General features: G+C 58.9%; 24 protein-coding genes and 4 tRNA genes. 7 read left to right on the top strand and 21 right to left on the bottom strand.

Annotated features, from left to right (window positions below; genetic code table 11):
- Positions 1-30: 30 nt before the first annotated feature.
- The 17 genes from ACB034_RS14975 to ruvA all read right to left on the bottom strand — a co-directional run bounded on the left by ACB034_RS14975 (position 31) and on the right by ruvA (position 11,853).
- Positions 31-106, bottom strand: a tRNA-Val gene (locus tag ACB034_RS14975).
- Positions 107-124: 18 nt separating this feature from the next.
- Positions 125-200 (bottom strand) — tRNA-Lys (locus tag ACB034_RS14970).
- A gap of 21 nt (positions 201-221) precedes the next feature.
- Positions 222-297: transfer RNA gene (locus ACB034_RS14965), tRNA-Val, on the bottom strand.
- 31 nt (positions 298-328) lie between these two features.
- Positions 329-404, bottom strand: a tRNA-Lys gene (locus ACB034_RS14960).
- A 174-nt stretch (positions 405-578) separates the two neighbouring features.
- On the bottom strand, positions 579-1,379 hold the full coding sequence (ybgF, locus tag ACB034_RS14955) for a tol-pal system protein YbgF (RefSeq protein WP_185378233.1): 801 nt from the start codon (positions 1,377-1,379) through the stop codon (positions 579-581).
- A 12-nt stretch (positions 1,380-1,391) separates the two neighbouring features.
- Entirely contained in the window at positions 1,392-1,916 is a 525-nt protein-coding gene (gene pal / locus ACB034_RS14950; protein ID WP_005313284.1) for a peptidoglycan-associated lipoprotein Pal, read from the bottom strand.
- Between the two features lie 49 nt (positions 1,917-1,965).
- A complete protein-coding gene (tolB, locus tag ACB034_RS14945) occupies positions 1,966-3,291 on the bottom strand; it encodes a Tol-Pal system beta propeller repeat protein TolB (protein WP_061476402.1) in 1,326 nt (441 codons plus the stop codon).
- A 94-nt stretch (positions 3,292-3,385) separates the two neighbouring features.
- Complete coding sequence (gene tolA / locus ACB034_RS14940) at positions 3,386-4,507, bottom strand: cell envelope integrity protein TolA (protein WP_223379910.1); 1,122 nt, start codon at positions 4,505-4,507, stop codon at positions 3,386-3,388.
- Between the two features lie 5 nt (positions 4,508-4,512).
- Positions 4,513-4,959, bottom strand: a complete 447-nt coding sequence (tolR, locus tag ACB034_RS14935) for a protein TolR (protein WP_371173150.1) — start codon at positions 4,957-4,959, stop codon at positions 4,513-4,515.
- Positions 4,959-5,636, bottom strand: a complete 678-nt coding sequence (tolQ, locus tag ACB034_RS14930) for a protein TolQ (RefSeq protein ID WP_216994102.1) — start codon at positions 5,634-5,636, stop codon at positions 4,959-4,961. Before tolQ ends, tolR begins: the two co-directional genes overlap by 1 nt.
- Position 5,637: 1 nt before the next feature.
- Positions 5,638-6,045 (bottom strand): tol-pal system-associated acyl-CoA thioesterase, encoded by a 408-nt coding sequence (gene ybgC / locus ACB034_RS14925; RefSeq protein ID WP_026456926.1) that lies wholly within the window; start codon positions 6,043-6,045, stop codon positions 5,638-5,640.
- 105 nt (positions 6,046-6,150) lie between these two features.
- Positions 6,151-6,462: a cyd operon YbgE family protein gene (locus ACB034_RS14920; RefSeq protein WP_061476408.1), complete on the bottom strand. Its 312-nt coding sequence runs from the start codon at positions 6,460-6,462 to the stop codon at positions 6,151-6,153.
- Positions 6,449-6,565, bottom strand: a complete 117-nt coding sequence (gene cydX / locus ACB034_RS14915; protein ID WP_026456928.1) for a cytochrome bd-I oxidase subunit CydX — start codon at positions 6,563-6,565, stop codon at positions 6,449-6,451. The genes ACB034_RS14920 and cydX overlap by 14 nt, the downstream gene beginning before the upstream one ends.
- A gap of 15 nt (positions 6,566-6,580) precedes the next feature.
- Positions 6,581-7,717: a cytochrome d ubiquinol oxidase subunit II gene (gene cydB / locus ACB034_RS14910; RefSeq protein WP_201941806.1), complete on the bottom strand. Its 1,137-nt coding sequence runs from the start codon at positions 7,715-7,717 to the stop codon at positions 6,581-6,583.
- 11 nt (positions 7,718-7,728) lie between these two features.
- Positions 7,729-9,285 (bottom strand): cytochrome ubiquinol oxidase subunit I, encoded by a 1,557-nt coding sequence (locus tag ACB034_RS14905; RefSeq protein WP_225633365.1) that lies wholly within the window; start codon positions 9,283-9,285, stop codon positions 7,729-7,731.
- Positions 9,286-10,219: 934 nt separating this feature from the next.
- On the bottom strand, positions 10,220-11,230 hold the full coding sequence (gene ruvB, locus ACB034_RS14900; protein ID WP_042026598.1) for a Holliday junction branch migration DNA helicase RuvB: 1,011 nt from the start codon (positions 11,228-11,230) through the stop codon (positions 10,220-10,222).
- Between the two features lie 8 nt (positions 11,231-11,238).
- On the bottom strand, positions 11,239-11,853 hold the full coding sequence (ruvA, locus tag ACB034_RS14895; protein ID WP_042070383.1) for a Holliday junction branch migration protein RuvA: 615 nt from the start codon (positions 11,851-11,853) through the stop codon (positions 11,239-11,241).
- A gap of 259 nt (positions 11,854-12,112) precedes the next feature.
- Between ruvA and ACB034_RS14890 the strand changes: the two genes are divergently transcribed.
- Positions 12,113-14,122 (top strand): methyl-accepting chemotaxis protein, encoded by a 2,010-nt coding sequence (locus ACB034_RS14890; protein WP_371173149.1) that lies wholly within the window; start codon positions 12,113-12,115, stop codon positions 14,120-14,122.
- Positions 14,123-14,212: 90 nt separating this feature from the next.
- Here ACB034_RS14890 and ACB034_RS14885 read toward each other — a convergent pair whose 3' ends face one another.
- The 3 genes from ACB034_RS14885 to ACB034_RS14875 form a co-directional block, all read right to left on the bottom strand.
- On the bottom strand, positions 14,213-16,192 hold the full coding sequence (locus tag ACB034_RS14885; RefSeq protein ID WP_371173155.1) for a bifunctional 2',3'-cyclic-nucleotide 2'-phosphodiesterase/3'-nucleotidase: 1,980 nt from the start codon (positions 16,190-16,192) through the stop codon (positions 14,213-14,215).
- Between the two features lie 133 nt (positions 16,193-16,325).
- A complete protein-coding gene (lysE, locus tag ACB034_RS14880) occupies positions 16,326-16,934 on the bottom strand; it encodes an L-lysine exporter (protein WP_371173148.1) in 609 nt (202 codons plus the stop codon).
- A gap of 199 nt (positions 16,935-17,133) precedes the next feature.
- Positions 17,134-17,916: a LuxR family transcriptional regulator gene (locus ACB034_RS14875; protein ID WP_026457604.1), complete on the bottom strand. Its 783-nt coding sequence runs from the start codon at positions 17,914-17,916 to the stop codon at positions 17,134-17,136.
- A gap of 62 nt (positions 17,917-17,978) precedes the next feature.
- On the opposite strand from ACB034_RS14875, the gene ACB034_RS14870 reads away from it, so the two are divergent.
- The 6 genes from ACB034_RS14870 (at position 17,979) to ACB034_RS14845 (ending at position 25,513) form a co-directional block, all read left to right on the top strand.
- Positions 17,979-18,629, top strand: coding sequence for an acyl-homoserine-lactone synthase (locus ACB034_RS14870; protein ID WP_371173147.1), 651 nt, complete (start codon positions 17,979-17,981; stop codon positions 18,627-18,629).
- A 217-nt stretch (positions 18,630-18,846) separates the two neighbouring features.
- Positions 18,847-19,746, top strand: a complete 900-nt coding sequence (locus tag ACB034_RS14865; protein WP_371173146.1) for a LysR family transcriptional regulator ArgP — start codon at positions 18,847-18,849, stop codon at positions 19,744-19,746.
- An 86-nt stretch (positions 19,747-19,832) separates the two neighbouring features.
- On the top strand, positions 19,833-21,854 hold the full coding sequence (locus ACB034_RS14860) for an exoribonuclease II (protein WP_371173145.1): 2,022 nt from the start codon (positions 19,833-19,835) through the stop codon (positions 21,852-21,854).
- Positions 21,855-22,107: 253 nt separating this feature from the next.
- On the top strand, positions 22,108-23,748 hold the full coding sequence (locus ACB034_RS14855) for a diguanylate cyclase domain-containing protein (protein ID WP_371173144.1): 1,641 nt from the start codon (positions 22,108-22,110) through the stop codon (positions 23,746-23,748).
- 4 nt (positions 23,749-23,752) lie between these two features.
- Positions 23,753-24,856 carry an EAL and HDOD domain-containing protein gene (locus tag ACB034_RS14850; protein ID WP_042070392.1) on the top strand — a complete coding sequence of 368 codons (1,104 nt, stop codon included), beginning with the start codon at positions 23,753-23,755 and terminating at the stop codon, positions 24,854-24,856.
- 66 nt (positions 24,857-24,922) lie between these two features.
- Positions 24,923-25,513 carry an HAD family phosphatase gene (locus tag ACB034_RS14845; RefSeq protein ID WP_042026608.1) on the top strand — a complete coding sequence of 197 codons (591 nt, stop codon included), beginning with the start codon at positions 24,923-24,925 and terminating at the stop codon, positions 25,511-25,513.
- A 128-nt stretch (positions 25,514-25,641) separates the two neighbouring features.
- Here ACB034_RS14845 and hfq read toward each other — a convergent pair whose 3' ends face one another.
- On the bottom strand, positions 25,642-26,001 hold the full coding sequence (hfq, locus tag ACB034_RS14840; protein WP_026457968.1) for an RNA chaperone Hfq: 360 nt from the start codon (positions 25,999-26,001) through the stop codon (positions 25,642-25,644).
- Between the last annotated feature and the right edge of the window lie 49 nt (positions 26,002-26,050).

Raw genomic sequence — 26,050 nt, 5'->3', positions numbered from 1 at the left:
TAACGACCCATCTGTATCATTTTTTAAAACTGGTGGTCGTTACTGGGCTCGAACCAGTGACCCCCTCCTTGTAAGGGAGGTGCTCTCCCAGCTGAGCTAAACGACCTGGGATATTGCTAAATGATGGTGGGTCGTGCTGGATTCGAACCAGCGACCAATTGATTAAAAGTCAACTGCTCTACCGACTGAGCTAACGACCCATCTGTATCATTTTTTAAAACTGGTGGTCGTTACTGGGCTCGAACCAGTGACCCCCTCCTTGTAAGGGAGGTGCTCTCCCAGCTGAGCTAAACGACCTGGGAATTCTGTCTCCACCTAGTGGAGAAAATGGTGGGTCGTGCTGGATTCGAACCAGCGACCAATTGATTAAAAGTCAACTGCTCTACCGACTGAGCTAACGACCCTCACCACGACCAGCTCCGACCGCGTTACCGCTTCGGCTCTGACGGCGGCCTATATTACGGATTTAAATTTCCGGTGCAACCTAAAATTCGTAATTTAAATCCGTTTGCTCACTGCGCATACAAATGCGCGCCGTTTTTACAGTACCGTTACGAAAACAGTAACATACGGCAATGTTACAGCTTGCTCAGGCTCTGCTTGGCCAACTGGGCCGGCGAGGTGTTGGGATATCCCTTGATCACCTGCTCATAGAAGCTCTTGGCTTCCGCCTTCTTGCCATCCAGCTGTGCCAGCATCCCCAGCTTCAGCAGGGCATCGGCGCGCTTGGGCGACTTGCTGTATTTGTTGGCCAGGGTGGCAAACTGGGTAGTGGCACCGGCTCTGTCACCCTTGTTGAACAGCAGCTGACCCAGCCAGTAGTGGGCATTGGGGACATAGCTGGAGTTCGGGAACTGCTTGATGAACCCTTCGAAGGCAGGAATCGCCTTGTCGTAGTTCTTCTCCTTGAGCACCATGTTCACCGCGGCGTCATAGGCCTGATTCTCGTCCTGGTTGGTCGAGTAGTTGGCCGCTGCTGCGGGAGTGGTTGCGGGCGTGGCAGGGGCTGCTGGAGCGGCCTGCTGGCTGCTGGCAACCTTGTCCAGCTCCTGGTAGAGCTGACGCTGACGCTCCTGCGACTGTTCCATCTGGTAGGTCTGTTGCTCCAGCTGACCACGCAGCTCGGAGACTTCACCTTGCAGGGAGTCAACCTGCTGTTGCAGCTCGGCCTGCATCCGCAGACGGGCGTTGAGGGTGCGCTCCAGCAGGGCAACCCTGTCTTCCAGGCTGCCAGACGGGACTATGGCACCGTTATTGCCGCTAAGGATAACGCCACCGCTCGAATCACCGCCCAGATCGCTGACCGGAGCCGCGGCATGAGCAGTGACTGCAAATAAAACGGCCATCGAAATGGCCGCTTGCTTATACACAAAATTCATCCGAATCAAACCTTAGTAAACCAGGACCGCACGACGGTTCTTGGCAAAGGCATCCTCGGTGTGAGACAGATCCAGCGGCTTCTCTTCGCCATAGCTGACGATGGAGAGCTGCTCAGCCTGCACACCCAGGGTTTGCAGATACTTGGCAACAGCCTTGGCACGACGCTCGCCCAGCGCGATGTTGTACTCCGGAGTACCACGCTCGTCGGCGTGACCTTCGATCAGCACTTTGACGGACGGGCGCTCACGCAGGTAGCTGGCGTGGGCATCCAGCAGATCAGCGTACTGACCCTGGATGTCATAACCGTCGAACGGGAAGTAGATGACGTTGTCACGCTGCAGTGCTTCGAACTTCTGACGCATCTGCTCTTCCGGGGACAACATACCGTTGGCGCCGCCGGTTTGTACACCGCCCATGCCGTCGGTCATGCCTGATTCGGCACCAGCGGCGTCGGAATCAGAAGAAGAGCTACAAGCGGCCAGGGTGAACAGTGGCAGTGCGATGGCCAAACCCTTGAGCAGTTTATTGAGTTGCATGCTATTTCCTTAAACCTTTATAACAAAACAAAAAACAATCGGATTTTTATCAATTCAAGAAGGGCGACCAAGCTGGTGCACGTATTTCACCGCTACTGGTCGGAAGCACAGCCTTGAAGCGACCATCAGTCGACACCAATGCCAGACTCTTACGACCCTGATAGATGGTGGCATAAATGATCATGCTGCCATTGGGAGCCACACTGGGCGACTCGTCCAGAGCACTTTGGGTCAACACCAACAGAGCACCGGTTTCCATGTCCTGACGTGCGATGCGATATTGTCCCTGAACCCGGGTCACCATCACCATGGTCTTGCCGTCCGGAGTAATGGATGCCCCCTGGTTGGATTCACCTTCCCAGGTCATCCGGCGAGTCACGCCAGTCGACAAATTTACGCTATAAATCTGGGGTTTGCCACCACGTTCGGAGGTGAACAGCAAAGTTTGCCCATCCGGCATCCAGGACGGTTCGGTGTCGATGGTGCGGTTATTGGTGACTCGAGTGAGTTGCTTGCTAGCCACATCAACGACATAGAGATCAGGCTGACCATCTTTGGACAAAACGATAGCCAGACGACGACCATCCGGAGACCATTCCGGCGCCCCGTTGATGCCACGGAAACTGGTGATCAGGCTGCGCTGCTGGGTGTAGATATCCTGCACGTAGATCTCGGACTTCTGGTTCTCGAAGCTCACATAGGCCAGCTTGCTGCCATCCGGCGACCAGGAGGGAGACATCAGCGGCTCGCGGGAGCGCAGCAGAGTCTTCTCGTTGTAACCGTCGTAATCGGAGATACGCAGCTGATACGGGAACTGGGCACCCTGCTGGACCGCCACATAGGCCAGACGGGTCAGGAAGGCGCCACGCTCGCCAGTCAGACGCTCATAGACGATGTCGGAGATACGGTGGGCAAACTGGCGCATCTGGGCACCCGGGATGGTCGCCATCCGGCTGTCCAGGATGTAGCCGCTGCTTTCACCGCCCTGTGCCTTGGCCAACTGGCCCTTGAGCACATCGACCAGCTCGAAGTTGACCTTGTAGGTGCCATCCCCGACCGGCGCAATGGTACCGACCACGACCGCTTCTACCCCCTGGGCAGCCCAGGGTGCGAAGTTGATCTCACCGCTGGTGCTCGGGGTCTGCGGCATCTGGCTGCGGGCCAGCGGCTTGAACTTGCCGCTGCGCATCAGGTCGTTGGAAACCACTTCGGCGATGTCCTGCGGCAGCTGGCCATTGCCTTCCCACTTGAAGGGAGCGATGGCGATGGGACGTGCGCTATCGATACCGCCTGTGATGACGATGTCCAGGGCCGCCTGGGCACTCTGGCCCAGCAACAAACAGCCAACCAAAGCAAAAAACACTTTTCTGATCATGGCTTAAATACTCGGTTCCAATAAAAATGAGAGGTTCAATTCCTTTGTCAGCAAGATGCTGCCCACCACAGTCAATGACCCCGTTATCCCGTGTTTAGATGTTCGGTTCCAACTTGAGGTTGAACTCCTTCAACATCTCGAATGCCGCAGGATCCTTGGGTACCGGCAAGGAGCCAGCCTTCAGGACCGCCGCCTTGCCGGAGCGACAAACAGCCGGATCACCCTGGCCATTATCCACCGAGATGACAAAACCGGAGCTCGCAAGACGTACACCGATAGTACAGGTTTTGCCCCGCATTGTGGGATCCAAAATCATATACCGCTCAACAGTGGCCTTGATGAGGGCCGCGTATTTGTCGACCTCCCCCTGAGCCGCCGCCGATGCCGCCTGACTGCGGGCATTGGCCTCGGCCGCCAGCTGCTGTTGCATCATGGCTTCCATCTCTTTTTGCAATCTGGCCTCTTCCGCCGCCTTGCGCTTGCGCTCAGCCTCGGCCTTGGCCTTCTTCTCGGCCTCCTCCTTGGCTTTCTTCTCTGCGTCAGCTTTTGCCTTCTTGGCCGCCTCTTCCTTGGCCTTCTTCTCAGCCTCGGCTTTGGCTTTTTTCTCTGCTTCTGCCTTGGCTTTCTTCTCGGCTTCGGCCTTGGCTTTTTTCTCCGCTTCCGCTTTCTTGGCCTTGGCCTCTTCTGCCTTGGCCTTCTCCTCAGCTTCTTTCTTCTCTTGTTCCTTTTTCTTTTTCAGCGCCAGCGCCTTGGCATCTTCCGCGGCCTTGCGCTCGGCTTCCGCCTTCTTGGCCTTCTGCTCTTCCAGCTTGCGGGCTTCCTCGGCTTTCTGGGCCTTCTCTTCCGCCAGCTTCTGCTCGGCTACTTTTTTCTGTTTTTCGGCCTCGGCCTTGCGGGTCGCCTCTTCAGCTTCCTTACGCTTGGTCTCGGCGATGCGCAGACGCTCCTGCTCCTGGGCCAGCTCACGCTTGGCCTGCTCCGCCTCTTCCTTTTTCTTCTGCTCGGCAGCCTTGGGCTGGGCCTTCTGCTGCTGGATCTGCTTCGCCTGCTGATCCAGGAATTCGCTGTCCAGCATCACCGCATTGACGATCTGCCCTGTTGACTCGGGTCGCTTGGGCTTGCTGAAGTCGAGACCGACAAACAGGATGATGCCGATGATCAGATGCAGCAGGAACGATGCAACGAGATAACCGGAAATACCACGCTTCACATCCATCTCCGTCAGTTCACCGGATCCGTCATCAGACCAACCTGAGGCACACCGGCATTCTTGAGGGCCACCATCAACAGGATCACCTCCTCGTAGCGCACAGCCTTGTCACCGGCGACGACCACGGGGGCGTTCTGGTTGATGGCCAGATAGCCCATGGCCTTCTCGGTGATGTATTGCTGCATCGCCTCGGGCGTGCCACTGGGGACCGGCTCGTCATCCGCCTCGCCCGCCTTGATCACGTATACACCGTCAGTGTTGACGCTGACGATGAAGGGCGGCTTGGCATCTTCCGGCAGCTGCTCGGATTCAGCCTGCGGCAGATCGACCTTGACCCCTTGCGTGATCACGGGCGTCACCGCCATGAAGATGATGAGCAGCACCAGCATGACGTCGATATAGGGAACCACGTTGATCTCGGCCACCTTCTTGCGCCGGATCCGCTGATAGGTTTGCATTACTGATCACCCTGCTGCTGAGCAATTTGACGGTTCAGAATAGTGGAGAACTCGTCCATGAAGTTGGCATAGGCGTTCTCCAGCCGCTCGACCTTGTTGGAGAAGCGGTTGTAGAAGATAACCGCCGGGATCGCCGCAAACAGACCCATGGCGGTGGCGATCAACGCCTCCGCGATACCCGGAGCCACCATCTGCAGGGTCGCCTGCTGCACCTGACCCAGGGCGATAAAGGCGTTCATGATCCCCCATACGGTACCAAACAGACCGATATAGGGGCTGATGGAGCCGATAGTCGCCAGCACCGGCAGGTTCGATTCCAGATCGTCCACCGCGCGGGAAAGGGAGACACGCATGGCACGGTAGGTACCATCCATCACCGCATCCTGGCCACGGGCGCCGGCCTTGAGCAGACGGGCGTACTCCTTGAAGCCGGAGTAGAAGATGTCTTCCATGCCTTCGATGTCATCGCGGCGGGAGGAGGACTCCTGGTAGAGACGATTGAGATCGACCCCGGACCAGAATCTGTCTTCAAACTGCTCGGAGGCAAGATTGGCCGCCTTGATCACCTTGGATCGCTGGATAATCAGCGCCCAGGAGACCACGGACATCCCCATCAGGGTGATCATGACCAGTTTGACCAACAGGCTGGCTTGCCAAAACAGGCCAATAAACGAAATTTCAGCGTGCACTTAACAGCACTCCCTTGATATTTTCAGGTATTGCGACAGGTTTCATTTGCGGATGACTGACACAGGCTATCTGTACCATGGCCCGGGCGACAAGTCGCCCGTCGGCCGCCAGGATCTGCTGGGAAAAGCGCAGGGATGCGCGTTTCATTTCAGTCACTTGCGTTAACACATTCAGTAATTCATTAAAACGGGCCGCCGAGCGGAAATCGATCTCAGTGCGAGTCACCACGAAGGCGAATCCCTCCTGCAGCAGTACGTCCTGTTCGACGCCCATGGCACGAAGAAACTCGGTGCGAGCACGTTCCATAAACTTGAGATAATTGGCGTTGTAGACGATGCCCCCGGCGTCGGTATCTTCGTAGTAGACACGCACCGGAAACTCAAAGACTTCCCCCATAGCAATCTGTGATCCATTCGACAGTCAGATGGGGGGCTATCATAGCGCAGGGCTGAATAGGAAAGAAGCAGGGGGAGACAGGGAAATCCTGCCTCCCCCCGTTTTTTATGAAAGGAAATATGACTGCATCAACCAGAGCCCGTACAACAAACTGGGCAAGGCGAGCCAGGGGTTGAAGAACAGGCGTCCGAACAGGCTGCGGGGATGGAATCCCAGTCCGTGCAGCACGCCGCAACAGACTGCCCACATCAGCCAGGGCGCCAGCCAGTGACCGTGTTCACTGGTATTGGCCGCGATCAGGTTCGGGGCCTGCAAGATAGCGACGGCCAACAGGGCCGCCGCCAGCAACATCAACCCCTGCCATGGTTGGCGCTCCAGGGGAGCGGCCAGCCTGGCGAGTCGATCACTTGTCTTCATCGATCTGGCGATCCATGTTCTCGGTGTGTTCCAACCACAGCGCATTGATGATGCCAAATGCGCAGGCCAGCAGCAGACCCAGGATCCAGGTGAAATACCACATTGTCAGGGCTCCTTCTTAGTAGGCCGAATGTTGGTTATCTTCGATGTGCTTGTTGGTCACCCGGCCATACATCTTGATGTAGGTCCAGAGGGTGTAACCCAGCACAATCGGCACGAAGATAGCAGCGGCCACCGTCATCACCTGCAGAGTGTTGAAGGAGGCAGTGGTATCCCACATGGTCAGGCTCTGTGACGGCTCAAGGCTTGAGGGCATCACGAACGGAAACATGGAGAAACCGGCGGTCAGGATGATGCCCGCCATCGCCAGGGAGGAGCAGGTAAACGCCAGCCAGCCCTTGTTCAGCTTGGCAAACACGGCAACCAGCAGGCTCATGGAGAGGCCCAGCACGGGGGCTGCCACCATCCACGGGTAGAGGCTGTAGTTGTTCATCCAGGCGCCGGCCTGTTGCACCACTTCCTTGCCGAGCGGGTTGGAGACGGCATCGGTCGCGGCGGCCTTGACGATGACATAGCCATCCATGCCACTGACCCACCAACCGGCCAGGGCAAACAGCACCATGGTCAGCAGGGAGCTGCCGATGGCGGCGGTGCGGGAGCGGGCCAGCACTTCACCTTCGGTCTTCATCATCAGCCAGGTTGCGCCCTGCGCCAGGAACATGCACAGGCTCACCACGCCGGCCAGCAGGCCGAACGGATTGAGCAGGCCGAAGAAGTTGCCGTGATAGGTGGACATCAGGAACTGGTTGAACTCGAACGGCACGCCCTGCAGCAGGTTGCCAAACGCCACGCCAAACACGATGGGCGGTACGGCACCACCGATGAACAGGCACCAGTCCCAGTTGTTGCGCCATCTCGGGCTTTCCAGCTTGGAGCGATAGTCAAAACCGACCGGACGGAAGAACAGCGCCATCAGGGTCAGGATCATCGCCACATAGAAGCCGGAGAATGCGGTGGCATAAACCAGCGGCCAGGCGGCGAACAGGGCGCCACCTGCGGTGATCAACCACACCTGGTTGCCATCCCAGTGGGGGGCAATGGAGTTGATCATGACACGACGTTCAATGTCTTTCTTGCCGACGAAGGGGAGCAGTGCGCCCACCCCCATGTCGAAGCCGTCAGTGATGGCAAAACCGATCAGCAGCACACCGACCAGCACCCACCAGATGACACGCAGAGTTTCGTAATCAAACATGGTTACTCTCCTTATGCCTTGAGCTGTTCGAAGTGATACTTGCCGGTCTTCAGGCTGCTAGGGCCGAGGCGGGCAAACTTGAACATCAGGTACATCTCGATAATCAGCAGCACTGTGTAGAACAGGCAGATACCGATCAGAGAGAACCAAATCTCGGACGCAGGCACATTGGAAGCGGAGACGAAGGTTGGCAGCACTTCCGCAATGGTCCAGGGCTGACGGCCGTACTCGGCTACGAACCAGCCGGCTTCGATGGCGATCCACGGCAGCGGGATACCCCACAGCAGGGCCTTGAGCAGCCACTTGCGCTCGCCGATGCGGTGACGGGCACTGTCATAGAAGGCCAGGCCGATCAGCACCAGCATCACCATGCCGGTCGCTACCATGATGCGGAAGGCGAAAAACAGCGGCAGTACCTGCGGGATGGAGTCATCCACCGCGGCCATGATCTGCTCCTCGGTCGCATCGGTCACATTGTTGGTGTAACGCTTGAGCAGCAGACCGTAACCCAGATCCTGCTTCACTTCGTCGAAGCGAGCACGGGTCTCGTCAGACTTGTCGCCGGATTGCAGCTTGGTCAGCAGGTCGTAGGCGGTCATGCCGTTGCGCACGCGCAGCTCGTGCTCGCTCTTCAGATCCTTGAGACCGGTCACCTGACCGTCCAGGGAACGGGTCGCGATGATGCCAAGGGCATAAGGGATCTTGATGGCGTAGTCGGTGCGCATCTCTTCCTGGTTCGGAATACCGAACAGGGTAAAGGCGGCCGGCGCGGGTTCAGTCTCCCACTCGGCTTCGATGGCAGCCAGTTTCACCTTCTGCACTTCACCTGTCTCGTAACCGGACTCGTCACCCAGCACCAGCACGGAGAGGATGGAGGCCATACCGAAGGCGGCAGCAATGGCGAAGGAGCGACGGGCGAAGGCCACATCACGATTCTTCAGCAGGTAGTAGGAAGAGATGCCCAGTACAAACATGGCGCCGCAGGTGTAGCCCGCTGCAACAGTGTGCACGAACTTGACCTGAGCTACCGGGTTGAACACCAGATCGGCGAAGCTCACCATCTCCATCCGCATGGATTCGAAGTTGAACTCGGCACCGACCGGGTTCTGCATCCAGCCGTTGGCAACCAGGATCCAGAGGGCGGAGAGGTTGGTCCCCAGCGCCATCAACCAGGTTGCAGCCAGGTGTTGATGCTTGGAGAGACGATCCCAACCGAAGAAGAACATACCGACGAAGGTGGACTCCAGGAAGAAGGCCATCAGCCCTTCGATGGCCAGCGGGGCCCCGAAGATGTCGCCGACATAGTGGGAGTAGTAAGCCCAGTTGGTCCCGAACTGGAACTCCATGGTCAAACCCGTGGTCACCCCGAGGGCGAAGTTAATGGCGAACAACTTGCCCCAGAACTTGGTCATGTCCTTGTAGATGGGGTTGTTGGTCATAACATAGACAGATTCCATGATCGCGAGAATGAAGGTCATTCCCAGCGTCAGGGGGACAAACAAGAAGTGATAAAGGGCCGTCGCAGCGAACTGGAACCGCGATAGGTCGACCACATGCTCAGCAATCATGATGTTTCCTCACCGATTATTGGCACGGCTATTTTAAGATTTAGGGACAAAGCTTCCGTTGGGGGTTAGCAAATGGAGCTTGCTGTAAATCCTCACAACAAAACCCCTTCACCAACGACCAATATTAACAACAAGGCAATATCTGAGAACAAAGAAAGCTAATGTTTAACAATTCTAAAACAACCAGCTGGAATTTATTCTCGCCCATGATGACCGTGGTTTTATATCACCTTTATTTGATTGAAATCAATGTAAAAGCGCCCCAAATACATGGCTTCAAAAGGCATCTTTAAACTATTTACAAAGCGATGAAGAGAGCTGGATCACAAAATTCAATTTGATGTAAAACATTGATTTAAATCAATTTAAATTTTTAACATCTCGCTCTGTAGTTTAATTTAAAAATAACAGCCAAGGTCATGTTTATCATGTTATCCGGATTGTTCTAGCCGCTTCGAAAAAGCAATTTAAAACTGCAAACAATGCATACTCATGCGAATCAACCAGGCCAAATTCATCATTAGTTAAACTAATTTGAATGGTGCAATTTTTCTTGTTTGCCCGGGCTGATTCGAACTCCTACAATGCGCCTCGCAGTGAGGGCATCCCCTTGGATACAGGCCGGTTAATCAGGGTTCACGGTACGTATCCGACCATCCGTTTGAACCTGTTTATTGGAATCGAAGATGAAAAAGTTTGTTGCTAAAACCATCAGCTACTACAAGCTTTCTTTTGTTCAACTCTATCAATTGAACCGACTCTGAGAGCTCGCGACGGCTCACTCGTTTTTTTCCGGTCTGTATCCGGACGTACTCACTGGTTGTGAACATCCATCCTGAATTGTCTTTGCCCACAGCATCCGCCGTGGGCTTTTTTTTATCCCGCCAATAAAAAAACCGCCGTTGGCGGCGGTTTTCTAATCAAGTGTCTGTTTTCACTTCTCATCTGGCCGCTGAAGGCCGAAATGGGCATAGGCTCGCGTGGTCGCTATCCGCCCTCTGGGTGTGCGTTGCAGATATCCCTGCTGGATCAGGTAAGGCTCCAGCACATCCTCGATGGTATCTTTCTCTTCCCCGATGGCGGCCGCCAGATTATCGAGCCCCACAGGGCCTCCCATAAACTTGTCGATGACAGCCAACAATAGCTTGCGGTCCATGAAGTCGAACCCCTCGTTATCCACGTCCAGCATGTCCATGGCACGGGCTGCAATGGGGCCGTCAATCTTGCCGTCAGACTTGACCTGGGCAAAATCCCGCACCCGCCTTAACAAACGATTAGCAATTCGTGGGGTGCCGCGAGAACGACGGGCCACCTCGATGGCACCATCCTCCGACATGTCGAGCCCCAGGCAGCGGGCACTGCGGGAGACGATGTCGGTGAGATCCTTGACGTTGTAAAACTCCAGCCGCTGGACGATGCCGAAGCGATCCCGCAGCGGGCTGGTGAGAGAGCCGGCCCGGGTGGTGGCCCCAATCAGGGTGAAGGGGGGCAGATCGAGCTTGATGGAACGGGCCGCCGGCCCCTCCCCTATCATGATGTCGAGCTGGTAATCCTCCATCGCCGGATAGAGCACCTCCTCCACCACAGGGCTCAGGCGGTGGATCTCGTCGATGAACAGCACATCGTTGGGCTCGAGGTTGGTGAGCAGCGCCGCCAGATCGCCTGCCTTTTCCAGCACCGGACCCGAGGTGGTCTTGATGTTCACCCCCATCTCGTTGGCGACAATGTTGGCCAGCGTCGTCTTGCCCAGACCCGGCGGGCCAAAGATCAGCAGGTGATCGAGGGCCTCTCCCCGTTGCCGCGCCGCCTCGATGAAGATCTCCATCTGTTCGCAGACGGTATCCTGGCCTGTGTAATCGGCCAGTTTCTTGGGGCGAATGGCCCGATCGATAATGTCATCCTCACGGGCGGCACTTGCCGAGATGAGACGATCCGCTTCAATCATCGACTACCTCACACCAGACTACGCAGGGATTCACGGATGATCTCTTCCACCGACATGCCATCGGCGGCGATCTTGCTGACGATCTGGCTGGCCTGCTGTGGCTTGTAACCAAGGGCCACCAGCGCGCTGGCCGCCTCTTCTGCCGCATCCGGCGCCCGCAGGGCCGGTTCGCTGGCAGGCAGGGGCACGGCCGCCGGCGAGAAGAGATCGTGGCTGACCCAGCCCTTGAGCCTGTCCTTCATCTCGACCACCAGCCGCTCCGCCGTCTTCTTGCCCACCCCGGGCAATTTGACCAGAGAGCTTATCTCCTCGCGCTCGACACACAGGACAAACTGGCTGGCAGTCATACCGGAGAGAATGGCCAGCGCCAATTTGGGGCCCACGCCGTTGGTCTTGATCAGCTCGCGAAACAGCGCTCGCTCCTGCTTGTGGTTGAAGCCATAGAGCAGCTGAGCATCTTCACGCACCACGAAATGGGTCTGGATGGTCGCCTCCTGGCCGATATCCGGCAGGTCGTAGAAGCAGCTCATGGGCATCTGCACCTCGTAGCCGACCCCGCCAACCTCCAGCAAAACCTCGGGGGGCTGCTTTTCAATGACAATGCCTCTCAAGCGACCGATCACGGCTCTCTCCTTACCAATACGACGATTCAAAAATTGGTTCATAGCATAAAGAATAACTGGATAAGTATCCAGCATAGGCCTTACACCACCGGGTGGTCAGAGCGGCTTTTTATGCCTTTCACCACCATGCTTTCCTTATTGGTTACAAGGCACGGGCGATCCCTGCCACGCCGCAGGCGTTGTGCCGGAACATAAACGACTACACTGAATCCGTTCGGAACTCTGTTCGATCCAGTGTCGATACCAAGGAAGGCATCAGATGAAAATTGTCACCACATTCACCCTGGCGCTCACCATACTGCTCGCTTGCACCCTGGGTATGGGCGCTGCGGGTTGGTATGGCAGCCAGCGGCTGGAGGCACTGCTCTCCTACGTGCTGGGCGCCGCCTGGCAAACCGCGGACGGCGCCATGGAGGGCTCCATCGAACTGGGCAACCAGCAACTCCATATCCAGAAGATGCAAAACGGCACACCCCTTGATCGTCCGGCCCTCGATGCTGCCAGGGCCACCGCCGACGATGCCCTGTCCCGGGTCGCCCAGGGCAAGCTGATCGACGACGGCGCCATCGCCGCCATGACGCAGCGCAAGCAGGAGTATCAGCAGCAACAGGAAAAACTGCTGGGCCTCCATGACAGCTATATCGAGGTGGATAAGGCGCTGCGGGATAACGCCGAGCGCATGGAACGTATTTCGACCCAGCTGGAAGTGATCGGCGATGGCGCCGTCGAGGCGCTCACCCAGTCTCCCGACCAGCTCATCAGCTGGAATGGCGGCCTTGCCACCCGCTGGGAAGCGGCCGATGGCGGCATGGAGGCCAACATCGGCTTTTTGCGCCAACTCTATGCACTGGAGAAGATGCGCAGCCAGGGCGTCACCTCCGCCATCAGGGAAGAGCTCAAGGAGGCGACCGATTTCTATCAGAGCGCCGTTGACCGCATGCTGGCCACCGGGTTGTTCGATAGCGAAGGGAGCGGCGAATTTGCCGGCCAGTCGCTGGCCAGCCAGTACCGCACTCTGATGTCACGGCATCATCAACTGCTGGAGACTTGGACTTCGGCCCTGAGCGCCTATCAAATCCAGCAAGCCAGCTACGAGGCCAGTGCCGATGAGCTGCAAAAACAGCTGGTTGATATCGAAGCCCAGGGGGACGCCACCGTGGAAGATCAGGTCGCCCGGCTGCACGACATCATCGGCCATACCCACGGCCTGTTGCTGACCGGTCTGGTGCTGAGCCTGATTGCGGTCATCCTCTGCGGGTTCTGGCTGACCCGTACACTGGTGGCCCCGCTGCTGCAGGTCGACAGGCGGATGCAGGACATCGCGGCAGGGGACGGAGACCTCAACGTACGCATCAACCTGCAGCGGGATGACGAGATTGGCTCGCTGGCCAACAGCGTGGATCGCTTCATCGAAAAGCTGCAGCAGATGATAAGTTCGACCATGGACAACAACCAACACATCAGCGAGCACGTGCACACCTCGGTCAACCGGGTCGAAGCCATCAGCCAGAGCAGCCGCCAGACGGCGGAACACGCCCAGGCGCTGCATCAGGACAGCGAACAGATGGTGCAAGTGGCCACTCACATCTCGGACAACTGCAGCATGGCCGCCCAGAATGCCAACGACGTGCGCCAGCTGACCGCCGAGAGCAGCCAGTATATGGCGTCCGCCACTACGGGCATGCAACGCATGGTGACGGAGGTAGGCGAGTGCGCCATTGCCATCAACTCCCTCAAGGAGCAAGCGGGCCAGATCGGCCAGATCATCTCCACCATCAGCGGTATTTCCGAGCAGACCAACCTGCTGGCCCTCAACGCCGCCATCGAGGCCGCCAGGGCCGGAGAAATGGGTCGCGGTTTTGCGGTGGTGGCCGACGAGGTGCGTACCCTGGCCAGCCGCACAGCTGCCTCCAGCGCCGAAATCAGCCAGGTGATCAGCAGCATCCAGCAGCAGACGGAGACGGCCTACCTGATGATGCAGCGCAACATGAAGACGGTAGAGTCAGGGATGCAGGATTCCGAGAATACCAGGCAGATCCTGTTTCGGGTGGAAGAGGCCATCGACCGGCTGGCCACCATGGTGCAGCAGGTGGCCGATGCCACCGGCCAGCTCTCGCTCACCCTGAGCAGATCTTCCGACAAGGTATCGGGGATCAGCCAGCAAGCCAGAACCGGCGAGCAGGAGGCCCAGGAGTGCCTGCATATCGCCTCCTCCCTCCATCAGGTCAGCTTGCAGCAACAGAGCCTGCTCTCCCAGTTCCGGGTCTGACCCGGCCACGGAAACGAAACATGCCAGCCCGGACAAACGGGCTGGCATGTTGTTTTCTACTGGCCGAACTCTGTCTCCGGCCATGCCCTGTTACTGGCGAACCAGACGGTAGATGGCGTAACCGGGATGCTTCTCATCATCCATCGGCAAGGTGGACTGATAGGCCAGATCCGCCCCAGCCACCGCCTTGGCCTCCTCGCGGGGAGAGGAGTAGAGGCGTACATCGACGCCCGCAGGCAACGCCTTCATGTGCCAGTTGTTGTCGGCCACCGGACTGAAGCCCTGGGGCTGGCTGGCCGAACGTGACTTCAGGTACTGGGCCACAATTTCACGTGTCTCGAAGGGGTCTTCGTGGACAATATTGCCACCATCCACACCCGGGAAGTGGCCGCCACCGCTGGCGCGGTAGTTGTTGGTCACCACGTAGAATTTCTGGGCCGGATCGACGGGTTTGCCGTTGAAGGTCAGCTTGCCTATCCGCTCACCCTCGCTCACCTTGACCCCTTCCCTGTTGTAACGGGCGGGTTGGGTGATATCCACCTCGTAGCTGACCCCGTCGATCACGTCGAAGTTGTAGGTGGGGAAGCTTTCGTTCACCAGCCACTGTACCTCGCGGCTGGCGGGATCCACCCGGTTGAACTGGCCAGCGCTCATCTCCAGCCACTCCTTGACGGTGGCCCCGTTCACCTCGACCACCTGCAAGGTGTTCGGGTAGATGTAGAGATCGGAGACGTTGCGCAGGGAGATATCCCCCGCCGGCACATAGGTGAAGTCCGTGATGCCATTGCGCCCGCCACGAAACGGCGCCGCCGCCGAGAGGATTGGATAAGGCTCCTTGAGCAGGCCATCCTTTTGCAACTGTTCGGCATGCCGGCGCTGGGCATCGCTCACCAGCTGCACCGAGGGATCGTCCTGCACCAAGGCGAAGAAACTGTGGATGGGGTTGGTGATCTTGCCAAGAGGGCGATCCAGCCACTGGTTGGTGCCCTCATGGTCTGCCTTGACCAGCTCGGTGACTCGCGCATCCACCTTGCTCCCTTCGCTGGCATCGATCTGGCGCAGGCTGGCCTGGCTCTGCTTCACCTGCCACTTGCCATCCACTTGTTCCAGCTTGAGATCGATGATGCCGAGGTGATTGCCCCAAAAGCCCGGCATCACGGTTGGCACACCACTCAAGGTGCCGGCCTGGTTGTCCACCTCCGGCAGATTGGGGAAATCCCCCGGGAAGTTCTTGTGGGCATGACCCAGCATCAGGGCATCTATACCTTCCACCTTGGCCAGGTGCCAGGCGGCATTCTCCATCATGGCCTCGTAACTGCCGGCATTGATGCCGGTGTGCGCCACCACGACCACCAGATCGGCCCCCTTGGCGCGTAGCTCGGGAATGTAGTGGTTCGCGGTCTCGACCATGTCGGCCACCACCACCTTGCCCTGCAGGTGACGCTTGTCCCACTGCAGTACCTGCGGCGGGGTCAGCCCCAGAATGCCGACCTTGACGGTCTGCTGCTGCCCCTTGTCATCGGTCACCTGACGCTCCAGCAGCAGGTAGGGGGTGAACTTGTTGCCACTCCAGTCGATCTTGCCCTCTCCATCTCGCTTGAAGGCATCGGCCGCGAACACGTTGGCATTCACGTAGGGGAATTTGGCCCCTTGCAGCACCTTGCCGAGGTAATCCAGCCCGTAGTTGAACTCGTGGTTGCCCAGGTTGCCGGCGTCATAACCCAGTTCGTTCATCGCCTTGAACACGGGATGCGCCTGCTTGTCGAGGTAGCCCTCGCCCGCTTGTTCGAAGATGTAGTCGGCCAGCGGCGAGCCCTGGATCAGGTCGCCGTTGTCGAGCAGCAGGTTGTTGGGGTTTTCGGCGCGGGCCTCCCGGATCAGCACGGCGGTGCGGGAGAGACCGAATTTGCGATCTTCCTTGTTCTGGTAGTAGTCATACCCCAGCACATTGGAGTGAATGTCGGAGGTCTGGATAAGCCGCAGCGAAACCACGCCAGGCTGCGCCTTCTCCTGTTGTTCTGCTCCGCAGGCTGATAGCAGCACGACGGAGGCGATAACCCCGAACTTCATGGTTTTATTCACTGGGTACTCCTGATTGAACCAGATCTCATAATGGAGTACTGAAATTTATCAGAAGAAAGTGACTCAGACAGGTATCTAAGGCCCATTTTTATGACTCCGGACCATAAAAACAGCCGCTAGCCTAGCGCCCCAAAGCCAGTTGCAGCGCCAGGGACAGCATGATAAGCCCCACCAGCAGATCGATCCCCTGCTGCACCCTCCCCCTGGCCAGCCAGGGTGCCAGCGCCGCCGCTCCCAGCGCCAGGGAGTAGAACCACACCAGAGACGCCAGCATGGCACCGGCAGCAAAGGCCGGACGCAGCGGTTCAATCACCTGGCTGCCGAGGGAGCCGAGCAGCATCAGGGTATCCAGATAGACATGAGGATTGAGCAGAGTAACCCCCAGGGTCATGGCGAGCACGCTTCTGGCGCCCATCAACTGCGGCGAATCCGCCAGTCCCTCTCCCTGGCCGCGCCAGGCACTGCGCAGGGAGCGCACGCCAAACCAGCCAAGAAACAGCACGCCTCCCCAGGTCAGCACCATCAGGCCAACCGGGTTGGCGGCGAGCAGATTGGCGCCGCCAAAGACCCCGATGGCAATCAGAACCAGATCACAAAAACTGCAGAGCGTTGCCGTCAGCAGATGGTGATTGCGATGAATGCCCCGACTAAGCACAAACGCATTCTGGGCACCGATGGGGATGATCATGGCAAGGCCGAGGGTAAAGCCTTGCAGGGTGGTCGCGAGCATAAGAGTACCGAGGGTAGTGATGAGTGAGTGGCACTATAGCGGGGGCAAATCATCCAGAGAAATTCATTGATTTACTGGTTGATTCATTTTGCTAATAACCCATCACACCCTTTTGCAACCGCTTGTCAATTACCGGATCTGACAATTGTGGCCTCCCCGATGACGGCAGGAGAATCCAGCAAACTGGTCAGGATACGCACTATTGCAACACCATGGGGAAGTTGGTCACCACCACCTGCTCCAGGTTCGGCAACAGCAGACCACTGCTGACCCCCTTGGCCACGGCCTGATAACGGTTCATGGAGCCGGTTTTGCGAGTGACCTGATTGAGATGGTAATTCACTGTGCGCTCGGTAATCCCCAGGATGCAGGCGATCTCGTTCGAGGTTTTCCCTTCGCTGGCCCAGAACAGGCACTCGGTCTCCCGATCGGTCAGAGGCTCCTTGTCCAGGTTCTCCACCATGCTGAGGCGCACGATGCGAATAGCCGCCTCGAAGATGTAATTGGACATCCAGGAGAGGATCGGCGAGGACTCCAGCAGCAGATCGCTCGACGCTCGCTCGGAGGTGATGAAGGAGAGGATGCCGTTTTCACCGGCAGCCCCGTGCAGCGGGAAGGAGATGCCGTTGCGCAATCCGAACTCGGCGGCCAGCCCCATCACGTCCATGCTCCCTTCCTGCAGGAAACGGGCGCGCTCATCCAGCCGGTTCCAGTAGATGGGCAGGGTCTGTTTGCGTGCCAGCTGGATCACGGGATCGCTGGCCAGCATGTTGTGTTCGGTATAGGCCTGAACCCAGGAATCCGGGCACTGATTGAACAGCACCACTTTGGGCCTTTGCATCGACATCGGCATGATCAACGCGAAGCGGAAATAGTCGTACCCCATCCCGAGCGAGAAGCTGCCGATCAGCTCGGACAACCGGTTGCCATCCGTCACCGTACTGAAATGTTCCAGATACTCAAGCAGTTGGTCTCTTGTCATATAAAAGCCCCCTTGGCCAGACATGTGATTATAACCGCGAATAACAAGAGAGAGAGTCCATAATGTTGGTTTTCAAAGGGAAATTGAGAGAACACCCGCGAAAAGAGGTCGAAAGTGAACTTTATCGCTTTCGAAACGACGTTTTTTCCGACCGACTCGGCTGGGATGTGGAGTCCCGTCAAGGACTTGAGCGAGACAGCTTCGACACTCCCGACACTCACTGGGTGCTGATTGAGAATGAACAGGGTGTGTGTGGCTGCATCCGCCTGCTCAACTGCGCCGATGCCTACATGCTCCCGACCATTTTCCCCGCCGCCCTGGCCGGTGAACGCCCGCCATCCAGCCCGCAGATCTGGGAACTGACCCGGCTGGCCATCGACGCCTCCCGTGCCCCGCGCATGAGCAATGGCGTCAGCGAACTGACCTGCGTCATCTTCCGCGAAGTCTATGCCTTCGCCCTGGCGCACGGGATCCGCGAGCTGGTTGCCGTGGTCAGTCTCCCGGTGGAGCGCATCTTCCGCCGTCTCGGCCTGCCCATCGAACGCCTCGGCCATCGCCAGGCCGTCGATCTGGGGGCGGTTCGGGGCGTCGGTATCCGCTTCCATCTGGATGAACGCTTTGCCCGTGCCGTTTCCCAACCCCTGCTCGGTCATTACCAGCCCCATAGTCGTCCTGCTCAATCCCAACGACATCCGCTGGCCGCATCATCATAAAAAATCCCGGGAAACATACCCGGGATAAACGCATCGCTATGAGCCACATCAGGCAGCCACTGCCCGTGCGGCGATGTGCAGTATCCTCTCTGAACCGGTTAACCACTACTGTAAAAAATCACACTAGCGGCCTTGCCCCATTCTCATCGCAACCGGCCATTGTTGTCCGGATCCGGCTCGCGTAGAGTCTGCCACGAGATCAAGACAGGGAGATGGCATGAAAGAGCTGGACTACAAATTGCTGCGGGCACTGGATGCGGTACTGCAGGAGCAGAATTTCGAACGGGCAGCCAGATCGCTGCACCTCACCCAGTCCGCCATTTCGCAGCGGATCAAGCAGCTTGAACAGCAATTTGCCGAACCCCTGCTCATCCGCAGCCAGCCGCTGCAGGCCACCCCCCTCGGCCAGAAACTGCTGGCTCACTATCGCCAGGTGCACCAGCTCGAGATTGAACTGGCGGGCGAGTTGACCCCGGCCACGCCGCAAGGCCCCATCCGCATCAGCATTGCCGTCAACGCCGACAGTCTGGCTACCTGGTTCCTGCCCGCCATCGCCCCTTTGCTGGAGCAACACCCCATCGAACTCAATCTGCTGGTGGATGACGAGAGCCGCACCCTCGACAAGGTACGCGAGGGTCAGGCGTTTGGTGCCATCAGCCTGCAATCCCAGCCGCTGGCGGGCTGCTGCATCGACGAGCTGGGCGAGATGCACTACCTGCTCACCGCCAGCCCCGCCTTCGTCGCACGCCACTTCCCCAATGGCCTGACCCGGGAAGCGCTGGCCAAGGCTCCTGCGGTGGCATTCGATCAACGCGACGACATGCACGTCAGCTTCATGCGCCGCCACTTCGGGCTGGAGCCCGGCGGCTATCCCTGCCATACGGTGCACTCGTCGGAGGCCTTCGTCGCCATGGCCGAGCAGGGGCTGGCCTGTTGCCTCATCCCTGAATTGCAGATCCGCCAGCATCTGGCCACGGGCAGCCTGGCCAATCTCAGCCCGGACTATCGCCTGACAGAGCGACTCTACTGGCACCGATGGGTACTGGAAAAAGGCATCCACAAGCAGCTCTCCCTGAGGCTGATTGACTACGCCCGTTGCCAGCTGCAACCAAGCTGAAAAGGCCATTCACCTTGGCTTTGGAGGGCTAAAAACGTATAGTGCTGGGCGTTTCTTCATCAGGTCTCCACTCAGGTTCCTCACTTATGTTCCAAGACAATCCGCTGCTGGCCCAGCTCAAGCAACAAATCCGCGAAAACATCCCCAAGAAAGAGGGTGTTATCCGCGCCTCCGATAGGGGCTTCGGCTTTCTGGAGGTCGATGAGAAGACCAGCTATTTCGTGCCGCCGCCCTACATGAAAAAGGTGATGCACGGCGACCGGGTGACCGCCCTGATCCGTATCGAAAAAGAGAAAGAAGTGGCCGAGCCGGACGAACTGCTGGAGCAATCCATCACCCGCTTCGTGGCCCGGGTCAAGATGTTCCGCGACCGCCTCAACGTGGTAGCCGACCATCCGCTCATCAAGGATGCCATCAAGGCCCGCGTCAAGAAGGGGCTGGACGAAAAAGAGTTCAAGGAAGGGGACTGGGTAGTCGCCACCCTCAAGCGCCACGCTCTGGTTGACGGCAACTTCTCCGCCGAGATCACCCAGAAGATCGCCTCCCAGGAAGATCACAACGTGCCCTGGTGGGTGGTGCTGGCGCGCCACAACCTGGCCCAAGTCGAGCCGGCGGATCTGCCGGAGTGGAAGGTGATCGAAGAGGAAGAGCTGCCCCGCCGCGATCTGACCCAGGTGCCCTTCTTTACCATCGATGGCGCCAAGACCAAGGACATGGACGACGCCCTGGCCATCACCAAGCTGGACGACGGCTGGGAGCTGCTGGTCGCCATCGCCGACCCGACCGCCTACGTGGCCGAAGGGAGCGAGCTGGACAAGGAGGCCGCCCAGCGCGCCTTCACCGTCTACATGCCGGGCCGCAACGTGCCGATGATCCCGCGCACCCTCTCCGACGAGCTCTGCTCCCTGAAAGAGGGCGAGGAGCGCAACACCCTGTGCGCCCGCTTGCTCATCACCGAGGATGGCCTGCTGCAGGAGGAGACCGAGTTCTTCGCCGCCCGCATCTGCTCCCACGCCCGCCTCAACTATGACGACGTCTCCGACTGGGCCGAACACGGCAAAGAACTGGATATCGACGCAGGCGTCTTGGCCCAGCTGCCGCTGATGAAGGCGATGACGGAGGCGCGCATCAAGTGGCGCACCGAGCATGCACTGGTATTCCCGGATCGTCCCGACTACGACTTCGAACTGGGCGAAGATGGCGAGGTGCTGGCCATTCACGTCGAGCCGCGCCGCATCGCCAACCGCATGGTGGAAGAGTCGATGATCGCCGCCAACATCTGCGCCGGCCGCGTGCTGGGCAAGACCGTCGGCTACGGCATCTTCAACGTCCACACCGGCTTTGACGAGGAGTCCCTCGACGGCGCCATCGACCTGCTGAAAAGCGCCGAGGCTCCGTTCGAGAAGGAAGAGATCGCCAGCCTGTCCGGCTTCTGCGCCCTGCGCCGCTGGATCGACGGCCTCGATACCCGCTGGCTGGACGGCAAGATCCGCCGTTTCCAGAGCTATGCCCTGATGTCCTCCGAGCCGGGTGCCCACTACGGCCTGGGTCTGGATGCCTACGCCACCTGGACGTCACCTATTCGCAAATACGGCGACATGGTCAACCATCGCCTGCTCAAGGCCGTCATCGCCGGCAAGACCCCGGGCGAGCGGCCGAGCCAGGAGCTCACCGAGCACCTGACTGCCTGCCGCCGCCTGCACCGCATGGTGGAGCGCGACATCGGCGACTGGCTCTATGTGCGCTACTTCAAGGCTGCCGCCGGTACCGATCAGGTATTCAAGGCCGAGATCATCGACGTGATGCGTGCCGGCCTCAAGCTGCGTCTGCAGGAGAACGGTGCCGTGGTGTTCATGCCCGCCCGCCACATCCTGGACAACAAGGAGCGCCTGGAGTGCAACTGGGACAACGGCCGCGTCTATCTGGACAAGACCGAGGTAGTCTACGAGCTCGGCCAGATCATCGAGGTGAAGCTGACCGAGGCGGTGGAAGAGACCCGCTCCCTCATCGCCAAGCCGGCGGTGGAACTGGTGCCGGGTCCGGCGCCGGTCGTACCGGCAGCCGAGGCCGATGCAACCCCGGCCGAAGAAGCGCCCAAGGCAGAGTAAACACCTGTCAACTTATAGAAAAAGCCCGCCATTGTGCGGGCTTTTTTATGTCCCTGATGCCTGCTCTCCTCGTTCAGATCATGCTTTTCTCACCTGCTAACGACCCAGTCGCCCCCTTCAGGCAAATTGCGACCGCCTCCCAACCTTAAAGCAGCAGAATTTATGCGCACTGGCTCTCTTTTTTAATATTTCAATCAATATATTAGAGAGAGTGTATATATACTCGCTTGGGTACACCCAAAGGGACATTGGCATGCAAGAATGGGCACCTGAGCAATTCACCAGCTTCGCGCAGCTCTGCGAGGCAAGTCTCGCGACCATCAGGGAGAAAACCGAGGCGGAGCGCCTCTATCTCTGGTTGCAGGCGCCGGAGTCCCTGCTTTACAGCTTTCATCCGGATCAGGGGTTGCTAACCCTGGATCCGGCCCATCTGGTGACGCTGCAGTTGCCGGATGAATTGATCTCCCGGGCCGTCGAACACGGGCAGATGGTGGTGGAGCAGATCCAGCCGCAGAGCGATACCTGGGAATATGTGGAAACCGTACAGCCCAAGCTGCGCGTCTGCTTCCCCCTCAAACGTCATCAGGAGCTGGATGGCGTCATCTATCTGGAAACCCGGCGCCGGCTTGATCGCCTCTCCCGTCATCAGCGCCAGGGGATCCAGCTGCTGACCCACTACCTGACAGCCGAGCTGAGCAACCATCTGCTGGCCTGGCAGATCGATCATGAACGGGATCAGCGCCGCCACACCCAGACCGATCTGGTGCAGAGCCAGGCGATGCAGCGTTCCTTCCTCCAGATGTTGCAGGCCCTGCACACGGTCAGCGTCACCCTCTCTCGCAGCCAGAGCGAACACCAGCTGCTGCGGGAAGCCGTGGTGCTGGCCCGCGAGGAGCTGCAATTCGATCGGGTCGCCATCTTCCTCATCGAGCCCGATGGCAAGACCATGCGCGGCACCTGGGGCACAGATGAAGAAGGCAAACTGGTGGACGAGAGCGGCTTCATCAGCCCCATCCCTGATCATCCCACGGTACAGCAGGCGCTGCGCAGCAAGGACTATGTGCTGGTGCTGGAAGATACCCCCCTCTACTATGAACGCCAGCAGGTGGGCCGCGGCTGGAACGCCATGGTCTCGCTGTGGGACGGCGCCACCCCCATCGGCTGGATCGCCGCCGACAACCTGCTGTGGCAACGGCCACTCAAGGCCTACCAGAGCGAGATCTTCAAGCAATACGCCGCCATGCTGTCGCAGTTGTTGATCCGCCAGCGCACCCAGGAGGAGCTGGAGAAACTCAACCGCCAGCTGGAGGTTCGGGTGGCCGAGCGCACCATGCAGCTGGCCGAGACCAACCGGGCGCTGGAGGAGGCCAACCAGCGCCTCTCCCTGCTTTCCCTCGAAGATCCGCTCACCGGTATCGCCAACCGCCGCCAGTGGGATCTCACCATGCAACGGGAATGGGAGTGGGCTCGCCGTACCCAGAGCCTGCTGGCGGTGCTGATGATCGACGTGGATGACTTCAAGGCCTACAACGACCACTTCGGCCATGCCAAGGGAGATGAGTGCCTGCGCCTGATCGCCAGCGTGCTCAGGGAAGCGGAGCGACGGCGTACCAACCTGGTAGCCCGTTATGGTGGCGAGGAGTTCGTGATCCTGCTGTGCGCCCCCCAACCGGGAGAGGCGGAGCAGCTGGCTGAACGGATCCATGATGGACTGGCCCAGCTAAAAGTGCCCCATCCTGGTTCACGAGTTGCTGATTTCATTACAGTTAGCATAGGCTTTAGCTATCTGGTTCCCTCCCAGGACGGGGCATGGCAAACCCTGACCGAACAGGCAGACCAGGCGCTTTACCACGCCAAGTCGCAAGGGAGGGCTCGCACTCTGACCTATCGGTGATCCCATGCTGCTGCGCCGCTATCCCATCTTCAATCGCCGCCTGGCCCTGGTGGCCTACGGTATCGATTATCAGCTCGTCGACCCGGCCCAGTGGCCTGCATTGGCCCAGCATTGCCGCATGCTGGCCCAAGGGCGTCAATACCTGGTGCCTTTCAGCCACGAACAATTGGATGATCAACGCCCCCTGCTGTTCGATCAGGACACCATTCCCCTGGTGGAGGCCTCCAGCGAGCGCCTCCCGACCTCCTTTCCGGTGCTGGAACAGTGGCGTGACAGTCGTCGTCGGCTCGCCGTCCACGGTGCCCACCGGGATCCCCGCTGGCTCGGCGCCAGCCGGTTGCTGGTGTTCTGGATGGGAGAAGAGGGCATTTGCCAGCCCACTGAACACAAGCGGATGGCCCTCAATATCGATACCTGGCAGGATTTCCTTCCCCTCAGGGAGGCTGGAGTGGATTTCTTCGCCGGCGGTTTCCTCGCCCGCCCCGAGCTGGTTAACCAGCGGGCCACCCAGCCGGATATGGCGCTGGTGCAGCAAATTCTCCAACTCATCTGCCACGAGGAGTTCTCCTTCAATCAGGTCGCCAAACTGCTGGAGCAGGATGCCTACCTGCCCGGTCAGCTGCTCACCTATGTCAATGCGCCTGGCTTTGATCACGCCAGCCCCATCACTTCCGTCTCCCGCGCCCTCTCCTATCTGGGGGAGCAGGAGATCCGCAAATTCGTGCTGATCAACGGCCTGGCCCGGATCAGCCCGCACATGCCGGAGGCCTGCACCCGTATGGCCATCGCCCGTGGTCGCTTCTGCGAGCTGATCGCCCTGACCGCCCTTGGCAAATCGGAGGCCAGCTGGGCCTTTCTGGTAGGACTGGTGCTGGATGGTTCCCTGCTGTCGGATGCCCTCAAGGCTCATCTGCCCAAGAACGTGAAGCGCGCCATCGAGCTGCGGGAGGGGCCGTTGTTTCACCTGTTCCAGCTGGTCACCACCTATGAACAAGGCAACTGGCCGCTGCTGGCCCAGCTGGCGCCTCGTTATCAGCTGGACCCGACCAGGCTGACACCCATCTATTTTCAGGCGCAAATGTGGGGGCAAGCGTTTCTCACCAGCTAGCCAATGGCGAGGAGGGGCACCTGTGGCTAAAATGGGCTCCCTTTTTCCAGAGACAGACTCAGCACCATGACCCTTTCCGGATTCCAAGGCCTGGTCTTCGACCTCGATGGCACCCTGGTCGACTCCATGCCGCTCCACCTGGCCGCCTGGGAACACACTGCCCGTGAATTTGGCTTCCATTTCGATGCCGACTGGTTCTATGAACTGGGGGGCATGCCGAGCCGCAAGATCGCCCTGCTGGTGGCCGAAGAGCAGCAGATCCCCCTCGATCCCGTTCAGGTTACCCGCTGCAAGACAGACCACTATGTGGCCAATCTGCACAAGGCGACCGTCTTCCCGGCCATGCAGGCCCTGATCGAGCGCCACCACGGCCTCATCCCGATGGGGATAGGCACGGGCTCCCCCCGCGTCAACGCCCAGGCGGTGCTGCGCAATACCGGTCTGGATCGCTATTTTGAGGTGGTGGTGACCGCCGACGACGTGGAGCTGCACAAACCTAATCCGGATACCTTCCTGCTGGTGGCCAACAAGCTGGGGGTCGAGCCGTCAGGCTGTCTGGTGTTTGAAGATACCGGCATCGGCGTGCAGGCGGGTCAGGCCGCAGGCATGCAGACCTGTCTGGTCAGGGAAGGAAAACCGGTCGAGATGGAGGCGTAATCGGGCAAACATCTCGCCCGACGGCAAAAAGACAAGGTTCGCTCTCATACGGGACATGAATGTAAATGAGAGCGAACGACCGCTGCCGTCAGACCCGGGAGGGATGGCGGCAGAGGCGGGGCAAGGGATTATTCGTGGTTGCCGCCGCCCTGGTTGTCGTCATAACGACCCGGAGCACCGTGCGGACGCGGCGCCATGGAGACCCGCGGCTTGCGTGCACGCTGGATATTCACCTGTGGACGACCGGTGTGCATGGCGATGGTGGAGATCTTGGCCTTGTAGACCAGCTGCTGGTTGCCATGGGCATCGGTCAGCAGCACGCTGTATTGATCGAAACCGCTGATGGTTCCTTCCAGCTTGATGCCACTCACCAGAAAAATCGCGACCTGGCTACGGTTCTTGCGCAACCAGTTAAGGGCGGAATCTTGCCCGTTCCCAAGGGAGAAGGCTTGCTCAATCGTGGAGTAACTTGGGGATTCGGTTGTCATAAATTATTGTCCCGCGGAAAAAAGTGGCGTTTGATTGTGCTAAATGGCC

The sequence above is a fragment of the Aeromonas sp. S18(2024) genome (assembly GCF_041402525.1).
Taxonomy (GTDB): domain Bacteria; phylum Pseudomonadota; class Gammaproteobacteria; order Enterobacterales; family Aeromonadaceae; genus Aeromonas; species Aeromonas enteropelogenes.
The sequence above is the reverse complement of the archived record's forward strand: the minus strand, read 5'-3'. Positions and strand labels throughout refer to the sequence as shown.